The sequence below is a fragment of the Burkholderia sp. Bmkn7 genome, assembly GCF_041103175.1.
Lineage (GTDB): Bacteria > Pseudomonadota > Gammaproteobacteria > Burkholderiales > Burkholderiaceae > Burkholderia > Burkholderia cepacia.
Genome location: NZ_JBGCUH010000002.1, coordinates 749,695 through 765,725, shown reverse-complemented (window position 1 = coordinate 765,725; position 16,031 = coordinate 749,695). Strand labels below are relative to the sequence as shown.

Genomic DNA, 16,031 nt, shown 5'->3' with positions numbered 1-16,031 from the left:
CTGACGGCGGACGGCACGGCGACCGGCGACCGGGCGGCGGATCGGACAAGCCACCAAGGAACGAACCACCATCCACGAGCAACAGCCGTTCCCGGCTTCACCGTGCCTTCGGCCCCACGCGCAACCGGCGCGCGACCGGCCCGATCACCGCATCGGCCTGCTGCTCGATCAGCATGTGCAGCGTGAAATCCAGGTCTTCCGGCGCGATGTCGAAGTGCACGTGCACCACGTCGCGCACGGCACGCGCGCCGACGACGTACACGCCGAGCGGGGAATGCAGCAGCGCCGCGAGCCGCGCGTGCGCGTGTTCTCCGGAGTCGGCCGTCAGCGTGACGGGCAAGTGCAGGCGCGGGCGCGGCGGCGGGAACGGAATGACGTTGTCGGGTGCGCCGGCGCGCAACTGGCGGCCGGCGACATCGAAGGCGGGAACGGGATGAATGAAGGTCATGGAGCGGACGGAAGCCGTCTCGGCTGTTCGACACGTCCCCAGCTTAGAAGAGACCGCATAAACGTCGTGCAAAAAAACGGGCCGTCCGTGCAAAAAACGGCACGGGGACACAACACGTCAATGACCAGTGGCCAGCGGCTGGCCGCCTGCCGTGCGGTCGCGATGCGCGCGCCGCGACCGCACGCCACCCGCCACGATTCGCGCCATCACGCCGTGCGTCGGCCGCCGCGCTACGCGAACGCTTCGAGCGACGCACGCCGCCGCTCGTCGACCATCGATTCGATCAGCGACACCAGATCGTCGGTCAGCGGATCGCAGATGCCCGGCGAGCGATGCAGTTCGAGATCGGCCGCCGGCAGCAGCGGCAGCCCGTCCGTCTCGTCGAGCACGCGCCAGTTCTCGGGCAGCGTGCAGCGGTCGATCATCGTCACGGCCGCGCCGTGGTTCACCGCGATCTTGATGCCGGTCGGGCTCTGGCTCGTATAGACGACGTGATACGGCCGCCCGGCCGTCGCGAGCGCCTGCAGCCCGCGCTGCCGGTAGCAGCACGTCTCCGGAAACAGCGCGAGCGGCACCGACGCCTGCGGGCCGAGCACGAAATCGCGGTGCGCGGCCCACACGACATCGTGCCGGCCGAGCAGCCGCCCGCCCGCGTTCGGCCCGTGCCGCACGACGAGCGCGACGTCGAGCTCGCCGGCCTGCAGCCGTTCGAGCAGTTCGAGCGACGTGCGGCAATGCACGTGAAAGCGCGCGCCCGGCCGCATCGCATAAAACGACTTCAGCAGGTCGGGCAGCCACAGCTCCGCGTAGTCCTCCGGCAGCCCGAAGCGCACGACGCCGCGATCGCTGCTCGCCTGCTTCAGCGCGAGGATCGCGTCGTTCTGCACCTGGATGATGCGGCGCGCATGGATCAGGAAATTCTCGCCGTCGCGTGACAGTTCGAGCCGTCGGCTGTTGCGCATGAACAGATGCGTGTCGAGCCGCTCCTCGAGCGTGCGGATGCGCAGGCTGATCGTCGACTGCGTGCGATGCAGTTGCCGGGCCGCCGCGGTGAAACCGCCGCTCTCGACCACGGCGACGAATGCCCGGATCAGTTCCGGATCGAGCGAACTGAGCTTCGACCAATCGGGCCTTTGAATGGCAGCCATCGGAATTACTCGCTTTCGAAAAAAGAAGGGAAGACGAAAGATAGGGCTCGGAGTACGCCGATTGTTGTCCGGATGCGCCCGGCCCTCCAACCCCTGCCCGGGTATGACAAACCCGGAGCCGGTACGCGAATGCCCACCCGCCGATCCCGCCCCGCCCGCCGTCACGACACCGGCCGAGGCCCGCCCGGCGGGCGTCCGCGTGACGGGCCAAGGGCTTTCCCGGAGACGACGAAAACTCATAGCCCGATCAGGAAACATCGATTCACCGACCGCGTCGCGGCCCACCACAATCGCCTCACACCCAACCTCATCGACGAGACATCGCAATGACCGCATCCCAACCCAGGCAGCTTTATATCGGCGAAGGCTTCGAAGGCCCCGGCGTCAACCTCGCGCACATCAACGTGCTGGTCGGCCCGCGCAACGGCCCCGCGGGCCAGGCGTTCGCCACGGCCCTCGCGACGCCGTCGGCCGGCCATGCGCCGTTCGTCGTGATCGCGCAGCCGGGCGTGCCGACCAAGCCGCTCACGCTGTACGTCAACAAAGCGCAGATCGCCGGCGATTTCCACGGCAACGCCACGTGGGGCGCGTCGCAGGCCGGCATCGCGAAGGCCGTCGCCGAAGCGCTCGAGAACGGCACGCTGCCGCCCGAAGCGGAGAACGACTGGGTCGTCGTGTCGGCGAACTGGGTGAACCCGCAGACCGACGATCTCGATGCCGTGTTCGAGAACAACTATCGCGCGTGCCGCACCGCGATCGTCGCCGCGATGGAAGGGCTGCCGCATCGCGACGCGGTATTCGCCGCCGCGCGCGACGTGTCGAACCCGTTCTACGCCCCGAAGAAAAACTGAAGACGACAAGCGGCCGACACAAGGCCGCACCTGGAGGAAGCATGGAATACGTCCGCCTCGGCCAGTCCGGCCTGAAGGTGTCCCGCCTGTGTCTCGGCACGATGAACATGGGCACCCCCGACTGGAAACCCTGGATCTTCGACGAAGCGCAGAGCGAGCCGATCGTGCGCCGCGCGCTCGACGCCGGCGTCAACTTCATCGATCTCGCCGATTTCTATTCGACGGGTGTCGGCGAGGAAGTGGTCGGCCGCATCCTGAAACGCAACGCGCGCCGCGAGGAGCTCGTCGTGACGACCAAGGTCGGCTACGACATGGGCAGCTACCCGAACGCGGGCGGCCATTCGCGCAAGCACGTGCTCGACGGCATCGACGCTTCGCTGAAGCGGCTCGGGATGGATTACGTCGACATCTTCATGCTGCACTTCTTCGACGTGAACACGCCCGTCGAGGAAACGATGAGCGCGCTGCACGACATCGTGCGCGCGGGCAAGGCGCGTTATATCGGCGTATCGACGATGTACACGTGGCAGTTCGCGAAAATCATGCAGGCCTGCGAACGACACGGCTGGGACAAGCCGATCAACATGCAGCTGCAGCTGAACCTCGCGTATCGCGAGGAGGAACGCGAGATGGTGCCGTACTGCATCGACCAGGGCGTCGGCGTGTCGGTGTTCAGCCCGCTCGCGCGCGGCCTGCTGACCTGCGAGCCGCAATCGACGCGCAACCAGACCGACTTCTTCACCGCGCAGATGTACGGCGATGCGTCATCGCTCGCGATCGCGGAATCGGTCGCGAAGGTCGCGAAGCGCCGCGGCGTGCCGCCCGCGCAGATCGCGCAGGCGTGGGTGCTGAGCCGCCCCGGCGTCGCGAGCATGCTGGTCGGCGCGGATTCCGTCGCGCAGTTCGACAGTGCGCTCGGCGCGCTCGAGACGCAGCTCACCGAAGAGGAATTGCACGAACTGGAGCGCAACTACACGCCGTGCGACCTGATCAACGACTACACGGCCGGCAAGCGCATCGCGCGCGCGTCGCGTCCGGCGCAAGGCAGTTTCGCGACGGACTGAGGCCCTGAAGGAACGACACACGATGAACGAATTTCTGAGGACCGGCCATTACATCGGCGGTGAATGGCACGAACCGCATGGCGCGAGCGATGCAACTTATCCGGTGCTGAACCCCGCGACCGGCGAGACGATCGCGAAAGTCGCGAAAGGCGGCGCCGACGAAACGCAGCGCGCCATCGACGCAGCCGCGCACGCGCTCCCCGCGTGGCGCGCACTGACCGCGAAGGAACGCGGCGCACGCGTGAAGCGCTGGGGCGAGCTGATGCTCGAACATCGCGACGCGCTCGCCGAGCTGCTGACGCGCGAGCAAGGCAAGCCGCTCGCGGAAGCGCGCGGCGAAGTCGCGTACGCGGCGAGCTTTCTCGAATGGTTCGCGGAAGAAGCGAAGCGCATGTACGGCGACGTGATCCCGAGCCCGAAGCCGGATGCGCAGATCGTCGTCACGCGCGAGCCGGTCGGCGTCGTCGCGGCGATCACGCCGTGGAATTTCCCGCTCGCGATGATCACGCGCAAGGCCGGCCCCGCGCTCGCGGCCGGCTGCACGATGGTGCTGAAGCCGTCGGAGGAAACGCCGCTGTCGGCGTTCGCGCTCGCGGTGCTCGCCGAGCGCGCGGGCGTGCCGGCCGGCGTGTTCAATGTCGTGTCGGGCGACGCGGTCGCGATCGGCGAGACGCTGACGAGTTCGCCCGTCGTGCGCAAGCTGTCGTTCACGGGCTCGACGCGGGTCGGCAAGCTGCTCGCGAAGCAGTCGGCCGACACGCTGAAGAAGCTGTCGCTCGAACTCGGCGGCAACGCGCCGTTCATCGTGTTCGACGATGCCGATCTCGATGCGGCGGTCGCGGGCGCGATCGCGTCGAAGTTCCGCAACACGGGCCAGACCTGCGTGTGCGTGAACCGCTTTCTCGTGCAGGACGGCGTGTACGACGCATTCACGCGCAAGCTCGCGGACGCCGTGCGCACGCTGCGCGTCGGCAACGCGCTCGCGGGTGAGGTCGACCAGGGGCCGCTGATCAACGAGGCGGCGCTCGGCAAGGTCGAGCGGCACGTGGCCGATGCGGTCGCGAAGGGTGCACACACGCTCACCGGCGGCAAGCGTCACGTGCTCGGCGGCACGTTCTACGAGCCGACCGTGCTGACCGGCATGACGGCCGACATGCTGATCGCCGAAGAGGAAACCTTCGGCCCCGTCGCCGGCTGCTTCCGCTTCACGACCGAGGAAGAGGCCGTCGCCGCGGCCAACGATACGCCGTTCGGGCTGTCCGCGTACTTCTATACGCGCGATCTCGGCCGCGCGTGGCGCGTGTCGGGTGCACTGGAAAGCGGAATGGTCGGCGTCAACGACGGGATCATCTCGACCGAAGTCGCGCCGTTCGGCGGCGTCAAGCAATCGGGGCTCGGCCGCGAAGGCTCGAAGTACGGCCTCGACGAATACGTGGAACTCAAGTACACGCTGATGGCCGGCCTCGGCCGCTGACCGCTCCCCGCGGTCGACCCGCGCCGCGCGCGGCGGCCGCGCGGCGCCTTGCTCAGCGCTCGCGGCGCAGCGCCGCGCCGCCTGCGCGCGCCGCCGCGCGCCAGATAACAATCCAGGAGGCAGCTTGACCCAAGCCAACGTTCAATCCGGCACCGCGCGCGCGTTGCCGCTGTCGCGTGGCGCCGATGCGCCGCACCGCCCCGTCGCGCTCGACGACGTGCCGCTCAACCGTTTCCACGTGAAGATCGCCGGCCTGACGTTCGGCGCGCATTTCACCGAAGGCTACACGCTCGGCACGATCGGCTACGCGCTCGCCGCGCTCGGCAGGCAGATGCCGATCGACGCGTTCTGGATGGGGATGATCGGCAGCTCGGCGCTGATCGGTATCTTCTTCGGCAGCCTCGTGTTCGGCTGGCTGTCCGACCGGATGGGCCGGCAGAAGATCTTCCTGACGAGCTTCGTGATCATCACGGCGGCCGCGTTCGCGCAGTTCTTCGTCACGTCGCCGCTCGAACTGTGCGTACTGCGCGTGCTGATCGGCTTCGGGATGGGCGGCGACTTCACCGTCGGCCACGCGATCCTCGCCGAATTCTCGCCGCGCAAGCATCGCGGCGCGCTGCTCGGCTCGTTCAGCGTGATCTGGACGATCGGCTATGTCGCCGCGAATGTGCTCGGCCTTGCGTACGGCGACGCCACGCCCGACGCATGGCGCTGGCTGCTCGCATCGGCTGCCTTGCCTGCGCTGATCGTGCTGGTCCTGCGGATCGGTACACCCGAATCGCCGCGCTGGCTGCTCGGCCAGGGCCGCGTGCAGGAAGCACGCGCGATCGTCGCGAAGCATTTCGGGCCGCACGTGATGCTCGACGGCTCGGCCGAACCGCATGCGAATGCCGGCTTCGCGCGGCTGTTCCAGCGTGACCTGATCCGCCGCACGCTTTTCAACTGCGCGTTCTTCGTGTGCCTCGTGATTCCGTATTTCGCGATCTACACGTTCCTGCCGACGATCCTGAAGACGATCGGCCTCGCCGAGGGTTTCGGTGCGGACCTGCTGCTGAACGCGTTCCTCGTGCTGGGCGCGCTGATCGGCATCTGGCTGACGATCCGGCTGTCGCGACGCGGTTTCCTGATCGGTTCGTTCGCCGTGACGTGCGCGTCGCTCGTCGCGCTCGCGGTGCTGCCGTCGGCGGCGGCCGTCGCGATGATCGTCGCGTTCGCGATCTTCACGCTGACGATGTCGGCGTTCAGCAACCTCGTCGGCGTGTTCCCGCCCGAGTGCTTCCCGACCGAAGTCCGCGCGAGCGGCGTGGGTCTCGCGATCGCGTGCAGCCGGCTCGGTTCGGCGATCGGCACGTTCCTGCTGCCGGCCGGCATCGCGACGCTCGGCTTTCACGCGACGATGTTCGCGCTCGCGGGCGTGCTGCTGGTGGGGATGATCGTGTCGATCGCGTGGGCGCCGGAGACGAAGCATCTGACGCTGGAGGAGGCGTCGGGGCATTGACGCGGCAGGCGGGCGGCGTGGCCGCCTGCTTCGTCACGCTCGAGGCTTTCGCTTCGACTCGCCGCCGATGCGCGCCGGCGGTGCCCATCGCGATTCGAACGAACCCGGCCGTGGCCGGGTTCGCGCATTCCGGGCGCGATGCGATGCGCGCGTTCGTTCAGAACAGAATCGACGCGTAGTCCCGCGCGCCGTGCAGGATGTGAAGAATGTCGATCCGCGCCGGCGGATCACCGACGACCCGATAGAAGATCTGGTAGTTGCCGTGCACGCGGTGCCGCACGCCGTGACGCTCGAAGCGCGGCACCAGCGGAAACGCCAGCGGCATCGCGGCCAGCCCCAAACACTTGTCGCGAATCTCCTGCACGAACGTCACGGCGCGTTGCGGGTTGTCGCGTGCGATGTAATCGGCGACCGCTTCGAGTTCGTCAATCGCAAAATCGGACAGGCGCACGATCAGGCCTGCCGATCCGCCTGCGCCCGATACTTCGCCTCGAGACGATCGAAGACTTCCGCCGCCTCGGCGCCGCGTCCTGCTTCCGCATCGGCCAGGCTGCGCGCGATCACCGCGTCCAGCGCATTCAGTTGCGCCTCGCGATCCTGGATCAGGCGCACGCCTTCGCGCAGCACTTCGCTCTTGGATCCGTAGCGCCCCGATTCGACCAGCTTCGCGACATAAGCCTCCAGTTGCTGGCCCAGTTCCGCACTGATCATGTCGACCTCCCGACCGGATTGAATTCGATCCGCCGAGCGTACCCCGGTTATCAACTATTATCAAGAAGACACGCTCCGGACGGACCGGCACGAACACTTTCACGGCCGATCGGGTGAATGGACGGAACGGGATTCAGGCAGGCTGCGGCGGCGCCGGCATTCATCCGGGTTTCGCCTTCACTCGTGTAGCCTTGCCGAACGCCCACCATGCGGACACCGATCATGATTGAAGACATCGTCACGCCACAACCCGGCCTGAAGGTCTACCCGCCGGACACCGACGTCTTTGCCGAGCCCGATGCCGCACTCGCGCGCCATCTGCATCCGCTCGTGTCGATCGACCTGGCGACGGTCGATCCGTCGTGGCAGGGCTGGATCCACCTGCTCAGCCCGGTCGAACCTTATGACGGGCTCGTCGGGCAGGACACGGCCGCGTACCACAACGACTATCTTCGCGCGAACTGGATCGGGTTCCGGCTCGACGATAACAACCGCTACACGCTGCTCGGCGACGCGCGCTACTTCTATCTGGAAAACCCGCCCGCCCCGCGCGACGCAACCTATCGCAAGGAACTGGAGGCGCATTACGCCGAGCAACAGGCCAGCATCGAAGCTGCGCGCAAGCGGTTCGCCGAATACGGCGTGCTCTACTCGTCGAACCGGTACGCGCCGGACGAGCGCGATTTCAGCCGTGAAAAACCGTGCAATCTCGTCGACCAGCTTGGCGGATCGGTCGGCTGGGGCAACTGGTCGGGCACGTCGGATTTCCCGGTCGACGACAGCGATCCAGACGACATCCGGCCGATCGGCCCCGACGGTGCGCGCTTTCGCTTCGTCGCCGGCGTGACCGGATGGGAATATCGCGCGGCGGGCGCCGACTGGATTCTCCTGTTTTACGAACCGGTCAGCCGCGTGGCGCTGCTGACGTTCGACTGGTCGTAAGGCGGGCGGGACGGCAGGCGTTCCGCCTCGCGGTTGGCCGTTCGGCGGACTCTGCACGGCGGATTCGCGGCGCTATGCTGGGGTTTTCCGCTTTGCGACCGCAACCATGCCCGCCCGCCTTGCCGACCTCAGCCATGTCCTGCCGTACGAGACGACGTACTTCGACGATCGGCTCGCGGTCGAACGAAACGGCCTGGATATTTCCGCGTTGCTGGGGGTGGACGGTCACGTTCCCGACGCGTTGCTGGTTTCGTTGTGCGGAGCGCCCACCGGATCGGAGATTCAAGCCTATCTCGACAGCAGAGGCTGGTTGACGCTCTCGGTCACGAACACCATCTGGATCCGATCCGAAAACCGCGTATCGGTGCGTCGAGAATCGGACACGTCCCTACTTGAACTCAAGACGATCGATCTCGTCGACAACGCAATCGCGGGACTCGGCGCGGCGATGCTGTGGCGCATCGTCAGGGCATCTGATACGTTGGGCATCAGCCGAATCATTGCATTCGCAGCGGGGGGCCGGAAGGCCGCGCCCAAACCGGGCGGGCGCCGGCTACTCGGATACTACGCATGGCCTCGGTTCGGTTTCGACGCGCCCATTCCCGACAAGTGCAGCGATGAAGCGGCGTTGTTCCAGTATTTCCAGGGGCGCCCGGCCGGTCTTGCCGACGGATCGCTCCGGTCGCTGCGTGCGCTCTATGCCACACGATTCGGGCGAGATTTCTGGCGTGTGGCGGGATCACATCGCTGGATGTCATTCGACGTCGCACCGCACGGCACATCGGTGAAGGCGCTGCAAAGATACCTGATCGAAAAGGGGATTTACGAATGAACGCAAAGCACACGCCGATTGCCGGATTCCGGATCGCGCGCGCCACGGCAAAGCGGGGCCGGCCGGCGAACCGGCATCGCGTTGCTCTCGTCTCCGAAGCGAGGCAACTCCTCGATACGCTCGTCGCAAACGAACTCCATCGAAGCCTGGCGCGCGTCATGCGCCAGTCCGCCATCGGGCACGACACACGGCCGGCCGACATGCCGGCATCCCCGCCTCGACGCGCCGTCTTCAACGTCGGGCGTATCGATCTCTCCAAGTGCCAGTTGCCGGTCGAATCGATCGCCGAAATCGAAGCCAGCGGCCGCCGGGAGACACTCATGCACTTCGGACACGACCCTGACGCGTAGCCGGCAACGACGGGAAGAAGCCGTCTGGCCCGGCTCGACATCGAGCGTACAGGTCTCGCGTTGGTAACGATCTTTAACGGACGCCAAAGTTGGAAGCCGTGTGCGACCGGTGCAGACCGATCCGATTTTTCCCGCATTCCGATCAGCCGCGTCCCACGGTCGCCCCCTACCCCTTCCGCCCCACCTGCTCCCGCAACCACGCGGCAAACGCAAGCACGTGCTCGACCGCGACACTCTCCGGCTCGACATCGAGCCAATAGCCGAACGGCCCGATCGGCTGCACCGGCGACAGCCGCACGAGGCTGCCTTCGGCGATCTCCTCCTCGATCATGTTCAGGTCGACCACCGCGAGCCCCGCCCCCTTGCGCGCCGCGCGGATCGCCTGTTCGAGCGTGGAAAACTCGATGCCGTCGCCGATCCGCGCCACCGGCACGCCCGCCTGCTCGCACCAGTCGGCCCACAGCGTCAGGCGCTTGCCTTCGTGCAGCACATGCAGCGACGGCAGCCGGCCGAGCAGCACGTCGAGCGCATCGCCGCGATAACGCGGCGCACCGACGAGCGCATGCCGCTCCATCATCAGCAGTTCCGACTGCATCCCGGCGCGCGCCGTGCGCCCGAAGCGGATGTGGCAATGGCAATCGTCGGCCGGCTCGGTGCGGATCGACAGCTCGACGTCGGGCAGCGTCTCCGCGAGCGTGCCGAGCCGCGGCGAGAACCACTGCGTCGCGAACGTCGGCGGCAGCGACACCGTCAGGCGCCGCTTCGCACCCGGACGCGTGGCGGCGACTTCGTCGACGCCGCGCTCGATCGTGTCGAACGCCTGCCCGATGAACGGCAGCAAGCGCTGGCCGGCCTCGGTCAGGCGCACGCCCTTGTGATCGCGCTCGAACAGCCGCGCGCCGAGCGCTTCCTCGAGCAGCCGGATCTGCCGGCTCACCGCCCCCTGGGTCACGCACAGCGAAACCGCCGCACGGTTGAAGCTCAGGTGACGCGCGGTCTCCTCGAAAAATCGCAGCGCGATCAACGATGGCAGGCGTCGCATGATATGTGTCCCCTTCGTTCGTATCGTTCGTATCTTTAGTGTCGTTCGTGCCGTTGCCGGCCGTCACCGCCGTCCATCCCGCGTGCCGCCCGATCACAACCGTGCGCGCCAGCCGCCGCGCCGTAAAACCCCCGAGGGCCCGCCCCCTCGTTCGCCTCCATTCATCGTCCCCGCGCCCGCGCCGCCCGCCTACAATAAGCATCCCGCACCAAACACGACACCGCCCCGTGAGACGCAAGATGCCGGCGCTGAACGCGCTGAAAGCCTTCGAGATGGCCGGCCGCACCGGCAGCTTCACGCGCGCGGCCGAACTGCTCAACGTAACGCAGAGCGCGGTGAGCCGCCAGGTTCGCCAGCTCGAGGGCCAGCTCGGCGAAACCCTGCTCGAGCGGCGTCATCACCAGCTCGAACTGACGGCGGCCGGCCGCGTGCTGCTGCGCGCACTGCAGCAATCGTTCGACAAGATCGAGCTGACCGTACGCAGCCTGCAGGAAAAAACCCACCTGAACCGCCTGCGTGCGAACGTGCCGCCCACCTTCGCCGCGCGCTGGCTGATGCCGCGGCTCGGCCGGCTGCGCGACGCGCATCCCGAATTCGAGCTGAGCCTCACGACCCGCATTCACGACAGTCTCGGCGAATCGCGCGTGCTCGACTGCGCAATCCGGTTCGGCGACGGCGAATGGGACGGCTTCGACAACGCACTGCTGATGCAGGAGCAGCATATCGCCGTCTGCGCGCCCGCGCTGTATGCGCGGCTGCGACAGGACGGCGCGCCGATCGACCTGAACCGCTTCACGCTGCTGCACGTGCTCGCCACCGACGACCAGCGCTACCTGACCTGGCAGCACTGGCTGAAGGCCGCCGGCATCGCCGACGTCGACACGCGCGGCGGCTACGAATTCGACCTGCTCGACCACGCGATCCGCGCGGCGATTGACGGCCTCGGGATCACGATCGCCGATCGCCACATGGTCGCGCGCGAACTGGCGACCGGGCAGCTGATGCAGGTGCTCAACGTGCACGTCGACGGCCATCAGTCGTACTGGTTCGTCACGCGGCCCGAACAGACGAACCTGCCGCACATCGTCCAGTTCCGCGACTGGCTGCAGCAGGAAGTGTGGCTCGCGAAGCGCCACCTCGAACCGTCGTCGCCGCTTCCGCAAGTGCCGCTGGCCTGACTCGCGATCCGCCTCCCGCCGCCGACCGCTGGCCGCTGGCCGCTGACCGCCGGCCGCCAACCGCCAACCGCCAACCGCCAACCGCGGGCGACACCTTACCGGCTCCCGCACCGATCCGCACGCTGACCGGTCGAAAATACGACAGGGCCGCCGCCCGCGCTCCATCCCGCCACCACCGCAGCAGCCTTGCCGGACGGCCGACTCCGGCCGATTCGCCGAGTAACGTGCGTTTTTCTCATGCCCGGCACGAAAATAAGTCGTTTGTCGTGCGCTAAACGCATGAAGAGAATGGCCTCTGTCCCGTGCCGCGCGTGTCGCCACCCGAAGCGATCCGCCTGCATTCATCGGAGGAGTCACTTCATGCGCACCGAACGCAATTACGTGAACGGCCGTTTCGTCGCCCCGGAAAGCGACGCGTTCATCGTCGTCCACAATCCCGCCACCGAGGCGCCGTTCGCGCGCGTGCCGGCCGCGACGCCGGCCGACGCACTCGCCGCCGTCGACGCCGCAGCCGCCGCGCAGAAGGCGTGGCGCAAGCTGCCGAGCGCCGAGCGCGCCGCGTACCTGCACCGCTTCGCCGACGCGCTGACCGCGCGTGCACCCGAGATCGGCGCGGCACTCGCGCAGGAATCCGGCAAGAGCGTCGAGGACGCGTCGAACGAAGCCGTCTACGCGGGCCAGATCACGCGCTATCACGCCGAGTGGGCACGCCGGATCGAGGGCGAGATCATCCCGAGCGACACGCCCGACGAGAACCTGTTCCTGCAGCGCGAGCCGATCGGCGTCGTCGCGTGCCTGATCCCGTTCAACTATCCCGTCTACACGCTGCTGCGCAAGGTCGCGCCCGCGCTGATCGCCGGCAACACCGTGGTCGTGCGGCCGAGCAACCACACGCCGGTGTCGGCGTTCGAGATCGCGAAGGCCGTCGACGAGGCGGGCTTCCCGCCGGGCGTCGTCAACATCCTGACGATGGATCACGCGACGGCCGAAGCGCTGTGCACGCACCCGGCAGTCGGGATGATCACGCTGACCGGCAGCGTGAACGCCGGCCGCAAGGTGCTCGATTACTGCAAGGCGAACATCGCGAAGCCGTCGCTCGAACTCGGCGGCAAGACGCCCGCGATCATCGAGCCCGACGCCGATCTCGAACGCGCGGCCGCTGCACTCGTCGCGTCGAAGACGACTCATTGCGGCCAGCTCTGCACGGCGATCGAGCGCGTGTACGTGCACAACAGCGTGCACGACCGTTTCGTCGCACTGCTGAAGGAGAAGATGGCGGCCGTACGCATCGGCGACCGGGCGGAGGACGCCACGCGGATGGGCCCGCTCGTCAGCGCATCGGCGCGCGCGCACATCCACGCGATGGTCGAACGCGCGATCGCGGCAGGCGCGACGCTCGAAACCGGCGGCGCGATCCCCGACGGCCCCGGCTTCTTCTACCCGGCCACGCTGCTCACCGGCGTGCGGCAGGACATGGAGATCGTGCGAGAGGAGACCTTCGGCCCGATCATGCCGGTGCTGCGCTACGCGACGATCGACGAAGCGATCGCGCAGGCGAACGACCACCAGTTCGGCCTGTCGTCGGTGCTCTACACCGAGCACTACCGCACCGCGATGACCGTCGCGAACGCGATCGAAGCCGGCGAGCTGTACGTGAACCGCACGCCGGCCGATCCGTACCAGGGCTTCCACGCCGGCTGGAAACGTTCGGGCCTCGGCGGCGACGACGGCAAGCACGGAATGCTCGAATTCACGCAGACGCGCCTCGTCGTCATGAAGTACTGACACCGCGATACCCACGCACCGTTTCCGGCGCGCATACCAGGGCACGACGCCGCGCGCCGGCCCTGACCCGACCAGACCATAAAAAAACTGCAGGCGTCCGCCTCAAGGACGCCTGATGGAGGAAGACATCATGCCGACCCAACCGTCGACGCCCGCGGCGTCGCTCGCGTTGCAAGACGAAGCGCTCGCCGCTCACGCGTCGCAGCATTCCCGCGCGCAACGCTACCTGCAACTGCTGCTGCTCGTGATTGCCGCGGGCGCGATCTATCCGATGCTGTATCTGCGGCAGGTGTACCAGCCGACGATGCTGCAGTTCTTCCATATCGACGACGTGCAGCTCGGCTACCTGTACTCGTCGCTCGGCACGATCTTCCTCGTCAGCTACCTGCCGAGCGGCTGGCTCGCCGACCGGCTGTCGCCGCGCTGGCTGATCTGCTTCTCGCTGCTCGCGACGGGCGCGCTCGGGCTCGTCTACGCGACCGGGCCGTCGTTCAACACGCTCGTGCTGATCTTCGGCGGCTGGGGGCTGACCACCGGCCTCACGTTCTGGGCGGCCGTGATCAAACGCGTGAACATGATCGCGGGCCCCGACGAACAGGGCCGCTTCTTCGGGCTGCTCGACGGCGGCCGCGGGCTCGTCGAGGCGCTGCTCGCGACGATCGCGATCACGCTGTTCGCCTACGTGACGCAAACGCACGGCGGCACCGACGCGGCCGGCTTCAGGCTCGTCGTGCACCTGTACGCGTTCTTCTGCATCGCGCTCGGCGTGCTGCTCGCGCTGGTGAAGGATCCGGCGGGCACGAGCGGCCGTGCGGCCGCCGCGAAGCGCCGCACCGGCAACGACCGGCAGGGCAACGTGCTGACCGACCTGAAGACGCTCGCGGCGATCCCCGAGCTGTGGCTCGTCGCCGCGATCGTGTTCTGCGGCTACCAGGTGTTCTGGGCGACCTACAGCTTCTCGGCCTATCTGCACGAAGGCAATTTCGGGCTCAGCGCAACGGCGGCCGGCTTCATCACGACGCTCAAGCTGTGGATGCGCCCGATCGGCGGCATCGGCGGCGGCTTCCTCGGCGACCGCGTATCGAAGGTGTCGGTGCTGTTCTGGGCGCTGCTGCTCGCCGCGCTGTCGCTCGTCGGCCTGATCGCCGCGCCCGCGCACAGCCCGCAGGCGATGCTCGTCGTGCTCGTGCTGTTCATCGGCATCCTCACCTATGCGATCCGCGGCCTGTACTGGTCGCTGCTCGACGACTGCAAGGTGCCGGCGCATTGCGCGGGCCTCGCGATCGGCCTGATCTCGGTGCTCGGCTATTCGCCCGACGTGTTCGTGCCGCTGATCAACGGCTACGTGACGCAGACCTTCCCGGGCGCGCACGGCTACCAGCTCTATTTCGGCTATATCGCGGCCATCGCGCTCTGCGGCGCGGGCGCGGCCGCCTTCCTCAAATACCGTCTCACCCGCATTCACCGAATCCAGGAGTCCGCATGAAGATCGTTTCGCTCGAAACCCATATCGTCGCCGTGCCGCCGCCGCATGTCGGCGGGATGTACTGGATCTTCGTGAAGCTGAAGACCGACGACGGCATCGAAGGCGTCGGCGAGATCTATTCGGCGACGTTCGGCCCGAAGGCGATGGCCCCGATCATCGACGACGTGTTCGAACGCCACCTGCTGAACCGCGACCCGCATCACGTCGAACGGCTGTTCCGCCAGGCCTATTCGAGCGGCTTCACGCAGCGACCGGACCTCACGATGATGGGCGTCGTCAGCGGCCTCGAAATGGCGTGCTGGGACATCATCGGCAAGGCCGCCGGCAAGCCCGTGTACGAACTGCTCGGCGGGAAGATCCACGAGCGGCTGCGCTCGTACACGTACCTGTACCCGAAGAACGCGAAAGGCGAATACGACTACGACGATCCCGATCTCGCGGCCGAATGCGCGGCCGAGAACGTGAAGCTCGGCTTCACCGCCGTGAAGTTCGACCCGGCCGGCCCGTACACGGCCTACTCGGGCCACCAGCTGTCGCTGGACGTGCTCGACCGCTGCGAGACGTTCTGCCGCAAGGTGCGAGAAGCCGTCGGCAGCAAGGCCGACCTGTTGTTCGGCACGCACGGGCAGATGGTGCCGTCGTCGGCGATCCGGCTCGCGAAGCGGCTCGAGAAGTACGACCCGCTGTGGTTCGAGGAGCCGGTTCCCCCCGGCCAGGAAGAAGCGATCGCGCAGGTCGCGAAGCACACGTCGATCCCGATCGCGACCGGCGAGCGCCTGACCACCAAGTACGAGTTCCACAAGCTGCTGCAGGCGGGCGGCGCGTCGATCCTGCAGCTGAACGTCGCGCGCGTGGGCGGCCTGCTCGAAGCGAAGAAGATCGCGACGCTCGCCGAAGTGCACTACGCGCAGATCGCACCGCACCTGTACAACGGGCCGGTGGGCGCCGCCGCGAGCATCCAGCTCGCGACCTGCACGCCGAACTTCCTGATCCAGGAAAGCATCATGACGTGGGGCGGTTTCCATGCCGAAGTCGTGAAGACGCCGATCCGCTGGGAGGACGGCTACATCATCCCGTCGAACGAGCCGGGCCTCGGCATCGAGCTCGACATGGACGTCGTGCGGCGCCACACGCCGTACACGGGCGAACGGCTGCACCTGCAGATGGGCGAACACCCCGTCGACGTGAAGGATCTCTCCCCCGCGAAGGGCTGAGCGCAAAG

The 16,031-nt window shown here is 67.4% G+C and carries 16 protein-coding genes; 11 read left to right on the top strand and 5 right to left on the bottom strand.

Annotated elements, in window-relative coordinates; genetic code table 11:
• Positions 1–97: 97 nt before the first annotated feature.
• Both AB3K92_RS09330 and AB3K92_RS09325 read right to left on the bottom strand, forming a co-directional pair.
• Entirely contained in the window at positions 98–448 is a 351-nt protein-coding gene (locus AB3K92_RS09330) for a hypothetical protein (protein ID WP_059858042.1), read from the bottom strand.
• Between the two features lie 230 nt (positions 449–678).
• Positions 679–1,596: a LysR substrate-binding domain-containing protein gene (locus tag AB3K92_RS09325; RefSeq protein ID WP_027789893.1), complete on the bottom strand. Its 918-nt coding sequence runs from the start codon at positions 1,594–1,596 to the stop codon at positions 679–681.
• A 326-nt stretch (positions 1,597–1,922) separates the two neighbouring features.
• Here AB3K92_RS09325 and fae point away from each other — a divergent pair, with 326 nt between their 5' ends.
• The 4 genes from fae (at position 1,923) to AB3K92_RS09305 (ending at position 6,483) form a co-directional block, all read left to right on the top strand.
• Positions 1,923–2,447 (top strand): formaldehyde-activating enzyme, encoded by a 525-nt coding sequence (gene fae, locus AB3K92_RS09320; RefSeq protein WP_369464885.1) that lies wholly within the window; start codon positions 1,923–1,925, stop codon positions 2,445–2,447.
• Positions 2,448–2,488: 41 nt separating this feature from the next.
• Positions 2,489–3,511 carry an aldo/keto reductase gene (locus AB3K92_RS09315; protein WP_021160515.1) on the top strand — a complete coding sequence of 341 codons (1,023 nt, stop codon included), beginning with the start codon at positions 2,489–2,491 and terminating at the stop codon, positions 3,509–3,511.
• A 22-nt stretch (positions 3,512–3,533) separates the two neighbouring features.
• On the top strand, positions 3,534–4,985 hold the full coding sequence (locus tag AB3K92_RS09310) for an NAD-dependent succinate-semialdehyde dehydrogenase (protein WP_369464884.1): 1,452 nt from the start codon (positions 3,534–3,536) through the stop codon (positions 4,983–4,985).
• A gap of 163 nt (positions 4,986–5,148) precedes the next feature.
• Complete coding sequence (locus tag AB3K92_RS09305) at positions 5,149–6,483, top strand: MFS transporter (RefSeq protein WP_060049268.1); 1,335 nt, start codon at positions 5,149–5,151, stop codon at positions 6,481–6,483.
• 157 nt (positions 6,484–6,640) lie between these two features.
• Here the strand turns inward: AB3K92_RS09305 and AB3K92_RS09300 are convergent, their stop codons facing one another.
• A complete protein-coding gene (locus AB3K92_RS09300; protein ID WP_048021583.1) occupies positions 6,641–6,940 on the bottom strand; it encodes a type II toxin-antitoxin system RelE/ParE family toxin in 300 nt (99 codons plus the stop codon).
• The gene (locus AB3K92_RS09295) at positions 6,937–7,194 is read right to left on the bottom strand and encodes a type II toxin-antitoxin system ParD family antitoxin (RefSeq protein ID WP_048021519.1); all 258 of its coding nucleotides are present in this window, start codon (positions 7,192–7,194) and stop codon (positions 6,937–6,939) included. The genes AB3K92_RS09300 and AB3K92_RS09295 overlap by 4 nt, the downstream gene beginning before the upstream one ends.
• Positions 7,195–7,416: 222 nt before the next feature.
• Here AB3K92_RS09295 and AB3K92_RS09290 point away from each other — a divergent pair, with 222 nt between their 5' ends.
• The 3 genes from AB3K92_RS09290 to AB3K92_RS09280 all read left to right on the top strand — a co-directional run bounded on the left by AB3K92_RS09290 (position 7,417) and on the right by AB3K92_RS09280 (position 9,318).
• Positions 7,417–8,136 (top strand): hypothetical protein, encoded by a 720-nt coding sequence (locus tag AB3K92_RS09290; protein WP_369464883.1) that lies wholly within the window; start codon positions 7,417–7,419, stop codon positions 8,134–8,136.
• A 106-nt stretch (positions 8,137–8,242) separates the two neighbouring features.
• Complete coding sequence (locus AB3K92_RS09285; RefSeq protein ID WP_048021518.1) at positions 8,243–8,968, top strand: hypothetical protein; 726 nt, start codon at positions 8,243–8,245, stop codon at positions 8,966–8,968.
• Entirely contained in the window at positions 8,965–9,318 is a 354-nt protein-coding gene (locus AB3K92_RS09280; RefSeq protein WP_048021516.1) for a hypothetical protein, read from the top strand. Before AB3K92_RS09285 ends, AB3K92_RS09280 begins: the two co-directional genes overlap by 4 nt.
• A gap of 166 nt (positions 9,319–9,484) precedes the next feature.
• Here the strand turns inward: AB3K92_RS09280 and AB3K92_RS09275 are convergent, their stop codons facing one another.
• Positions 9,485–10,360 (bottom strand): LysR substrate-binding domain-containing protein, encoded by an 876-nt coding sequence (locus AB3K92_RS09275; protein ID WP_021160522.1) that lies wholly within the window; start codon positions 10,358–10,360, stop codon positions 9,485–9,487.
• Between the two features lie 239 nt (positions 10,361–10,599).
• Here AB3K92_RS09275 and AB3K92_RS09270 point away from each other — a divergent pair, with 239 nt between their 5' ends.
• From AB3K92_RS09270 to AB3K92_RS09255, 4 genes are all read left to right on the top strand, one after another.
• Positions 10,600–11,538 carry a LysR substrate-binding domain-containing protein gene (locus AB3K92_RS09270; RefSeq protein ID WP_011356424.1) on the top strand — a complete coding sequence of 313 codons (939 nt, stop codon included), beginning with the start codon at positions 10,600–10,602 and terminating at the stop codon, positions 11,536–11,538.
• A 360-nt stretch (positions 11,539–11,898) separates the two neighbouring features.
• A complete protein-coding gene (gene aldA, locus AB3K92_RS09265) occupies positions 11,899–13,323 on the top strand; it encodes an aldehyde dehydrogenase (RefSeq protein ID WP_369464882.1) in 1,425 nt (474 codons plus the stop codon).
• 130 nt (positions 13,324–13,453) lie between these two features.
• The gene (locus tag AB3K92_RS09260; RefSeq protein WP_369464881.1) at positions 13,454–14,809 is read left to right on the top strand and encodes an MFS transporter; all 1,356 of its coding nucleotides are present in this window, start codon (positions 13,454–13,456) and stop codon (positions 14,807–14,809) included.
• A complete protein-coding gene (locus AB3K92_RS09255; RefSeq protein WP_369464880.1) occupies positions 14,806–16,023 on the top strand; it encodes a mandelate racemase/muconate lactonizing enzyme family protein in 1,218 nt (405 codons plus the stop codon). The genes AB3K92_RS09260 and AB3K92_RS09255 overlap by 4 nt, the downstream gene beginning before the upstream one ends.
• Positions 16,024–16,031: the final 8 nt, after the last annotated feature.

Coding starts and splice junctions, on each gene's coding strand:
- AB3K92_RS09280 (WP_048021516.1), top strand. CDS start 8,965: ATGAACGCAAAGCACACGCCGATTGCCGGATTCCGGATCGCGCGCGCC.
- AB3K92_RS09330 (WP_059858042.1), bottom strand. CDS start 448: ATGACCTTCATTCATCCCGTTCCCGCCTTCGATGTCGCCGGCCGCCAG.
- AB3K92_RS09310 (WP_369464884.1), top strand. CDS start 3,534: ATGAACGAATTTCTGAGGACCGGCCATTACATCGGCGGTGAATGGCAC.
- AB3K92_RS09285 (WP_048021518.1), top strand. CDS start 8,243: ATGCCCGCCCGCCTTGCCGACCTCAGCCATGTCCTGCCGTACGAGACG.
- fae (WP_369464885.1), top strand. CDS start 1,923: ATGACCGCATCCCAACCCAGGCAGCTTTATATCGGCGAAGGCTTCGAA.
- AB3K92_RS09325 (WP_027789893.1), bottom strand. CDS start 1,596: ATGGCTGCCATTCAAAGGCCCGATTGGTCGAAGCTCAGTTCGCTCGAT.
- AB3K92_RS09270 (WP_011356424.1), top strand. CDS start 10,600: ATGCCGGCGCTGAACGCGCTGAAAGCCTTCGAGATGGCCGGCCGCACC.
- AB3K92_RS09315 (WP_021160515.1), top strand. CDS start 2,489: ATGGAATACGTCCGCCTCGGCCAGTCCGGCCTGAAGGTGTCCCGCCTG.
- aldA (WP_369464882.1), top strand. CDS start 11,899: ATGCGCACCGAACGCAATTACGTGAACGGCCGTTTCGTCGCCCCGGAA.
- AB3K92_RS09275 (WP_021160522.1), bottom strand. CDS start 10,360: ATGCGACGCCTGCCATCGTTGATCGCGCTGCGATTTTTCGAGGAGACC.
- AB3K92_RS09260 (WP_369464881.1), top strand. CDS start 13,454: ATGCCGACCCAACCGTCGACGCCCGCGGCGTCGCTCGCGTTGCAAGAC.
- AB3K92_RS09295 (WP_048021519.1), bottom strand. CDS start 7,194: ATGATCAGTGCGGAACTGGGCCAGCAACTGGAGGCTTATGTCGCGAAG.
- AB3K92_RS09255 (WP_369464880.1), top strand. CDS start 14,806: ATGAAGATCGTTTCGCTCGAAACCCATATCGTCGCCGTGCCGCCGCCG.
- AB3K92_RS09290 (WP_369464883.1), top strand. CDS start 7,417: ATGATTGAAGACATCGTCACGCCACAACCCGGCCTGAAGGTCTACCCG.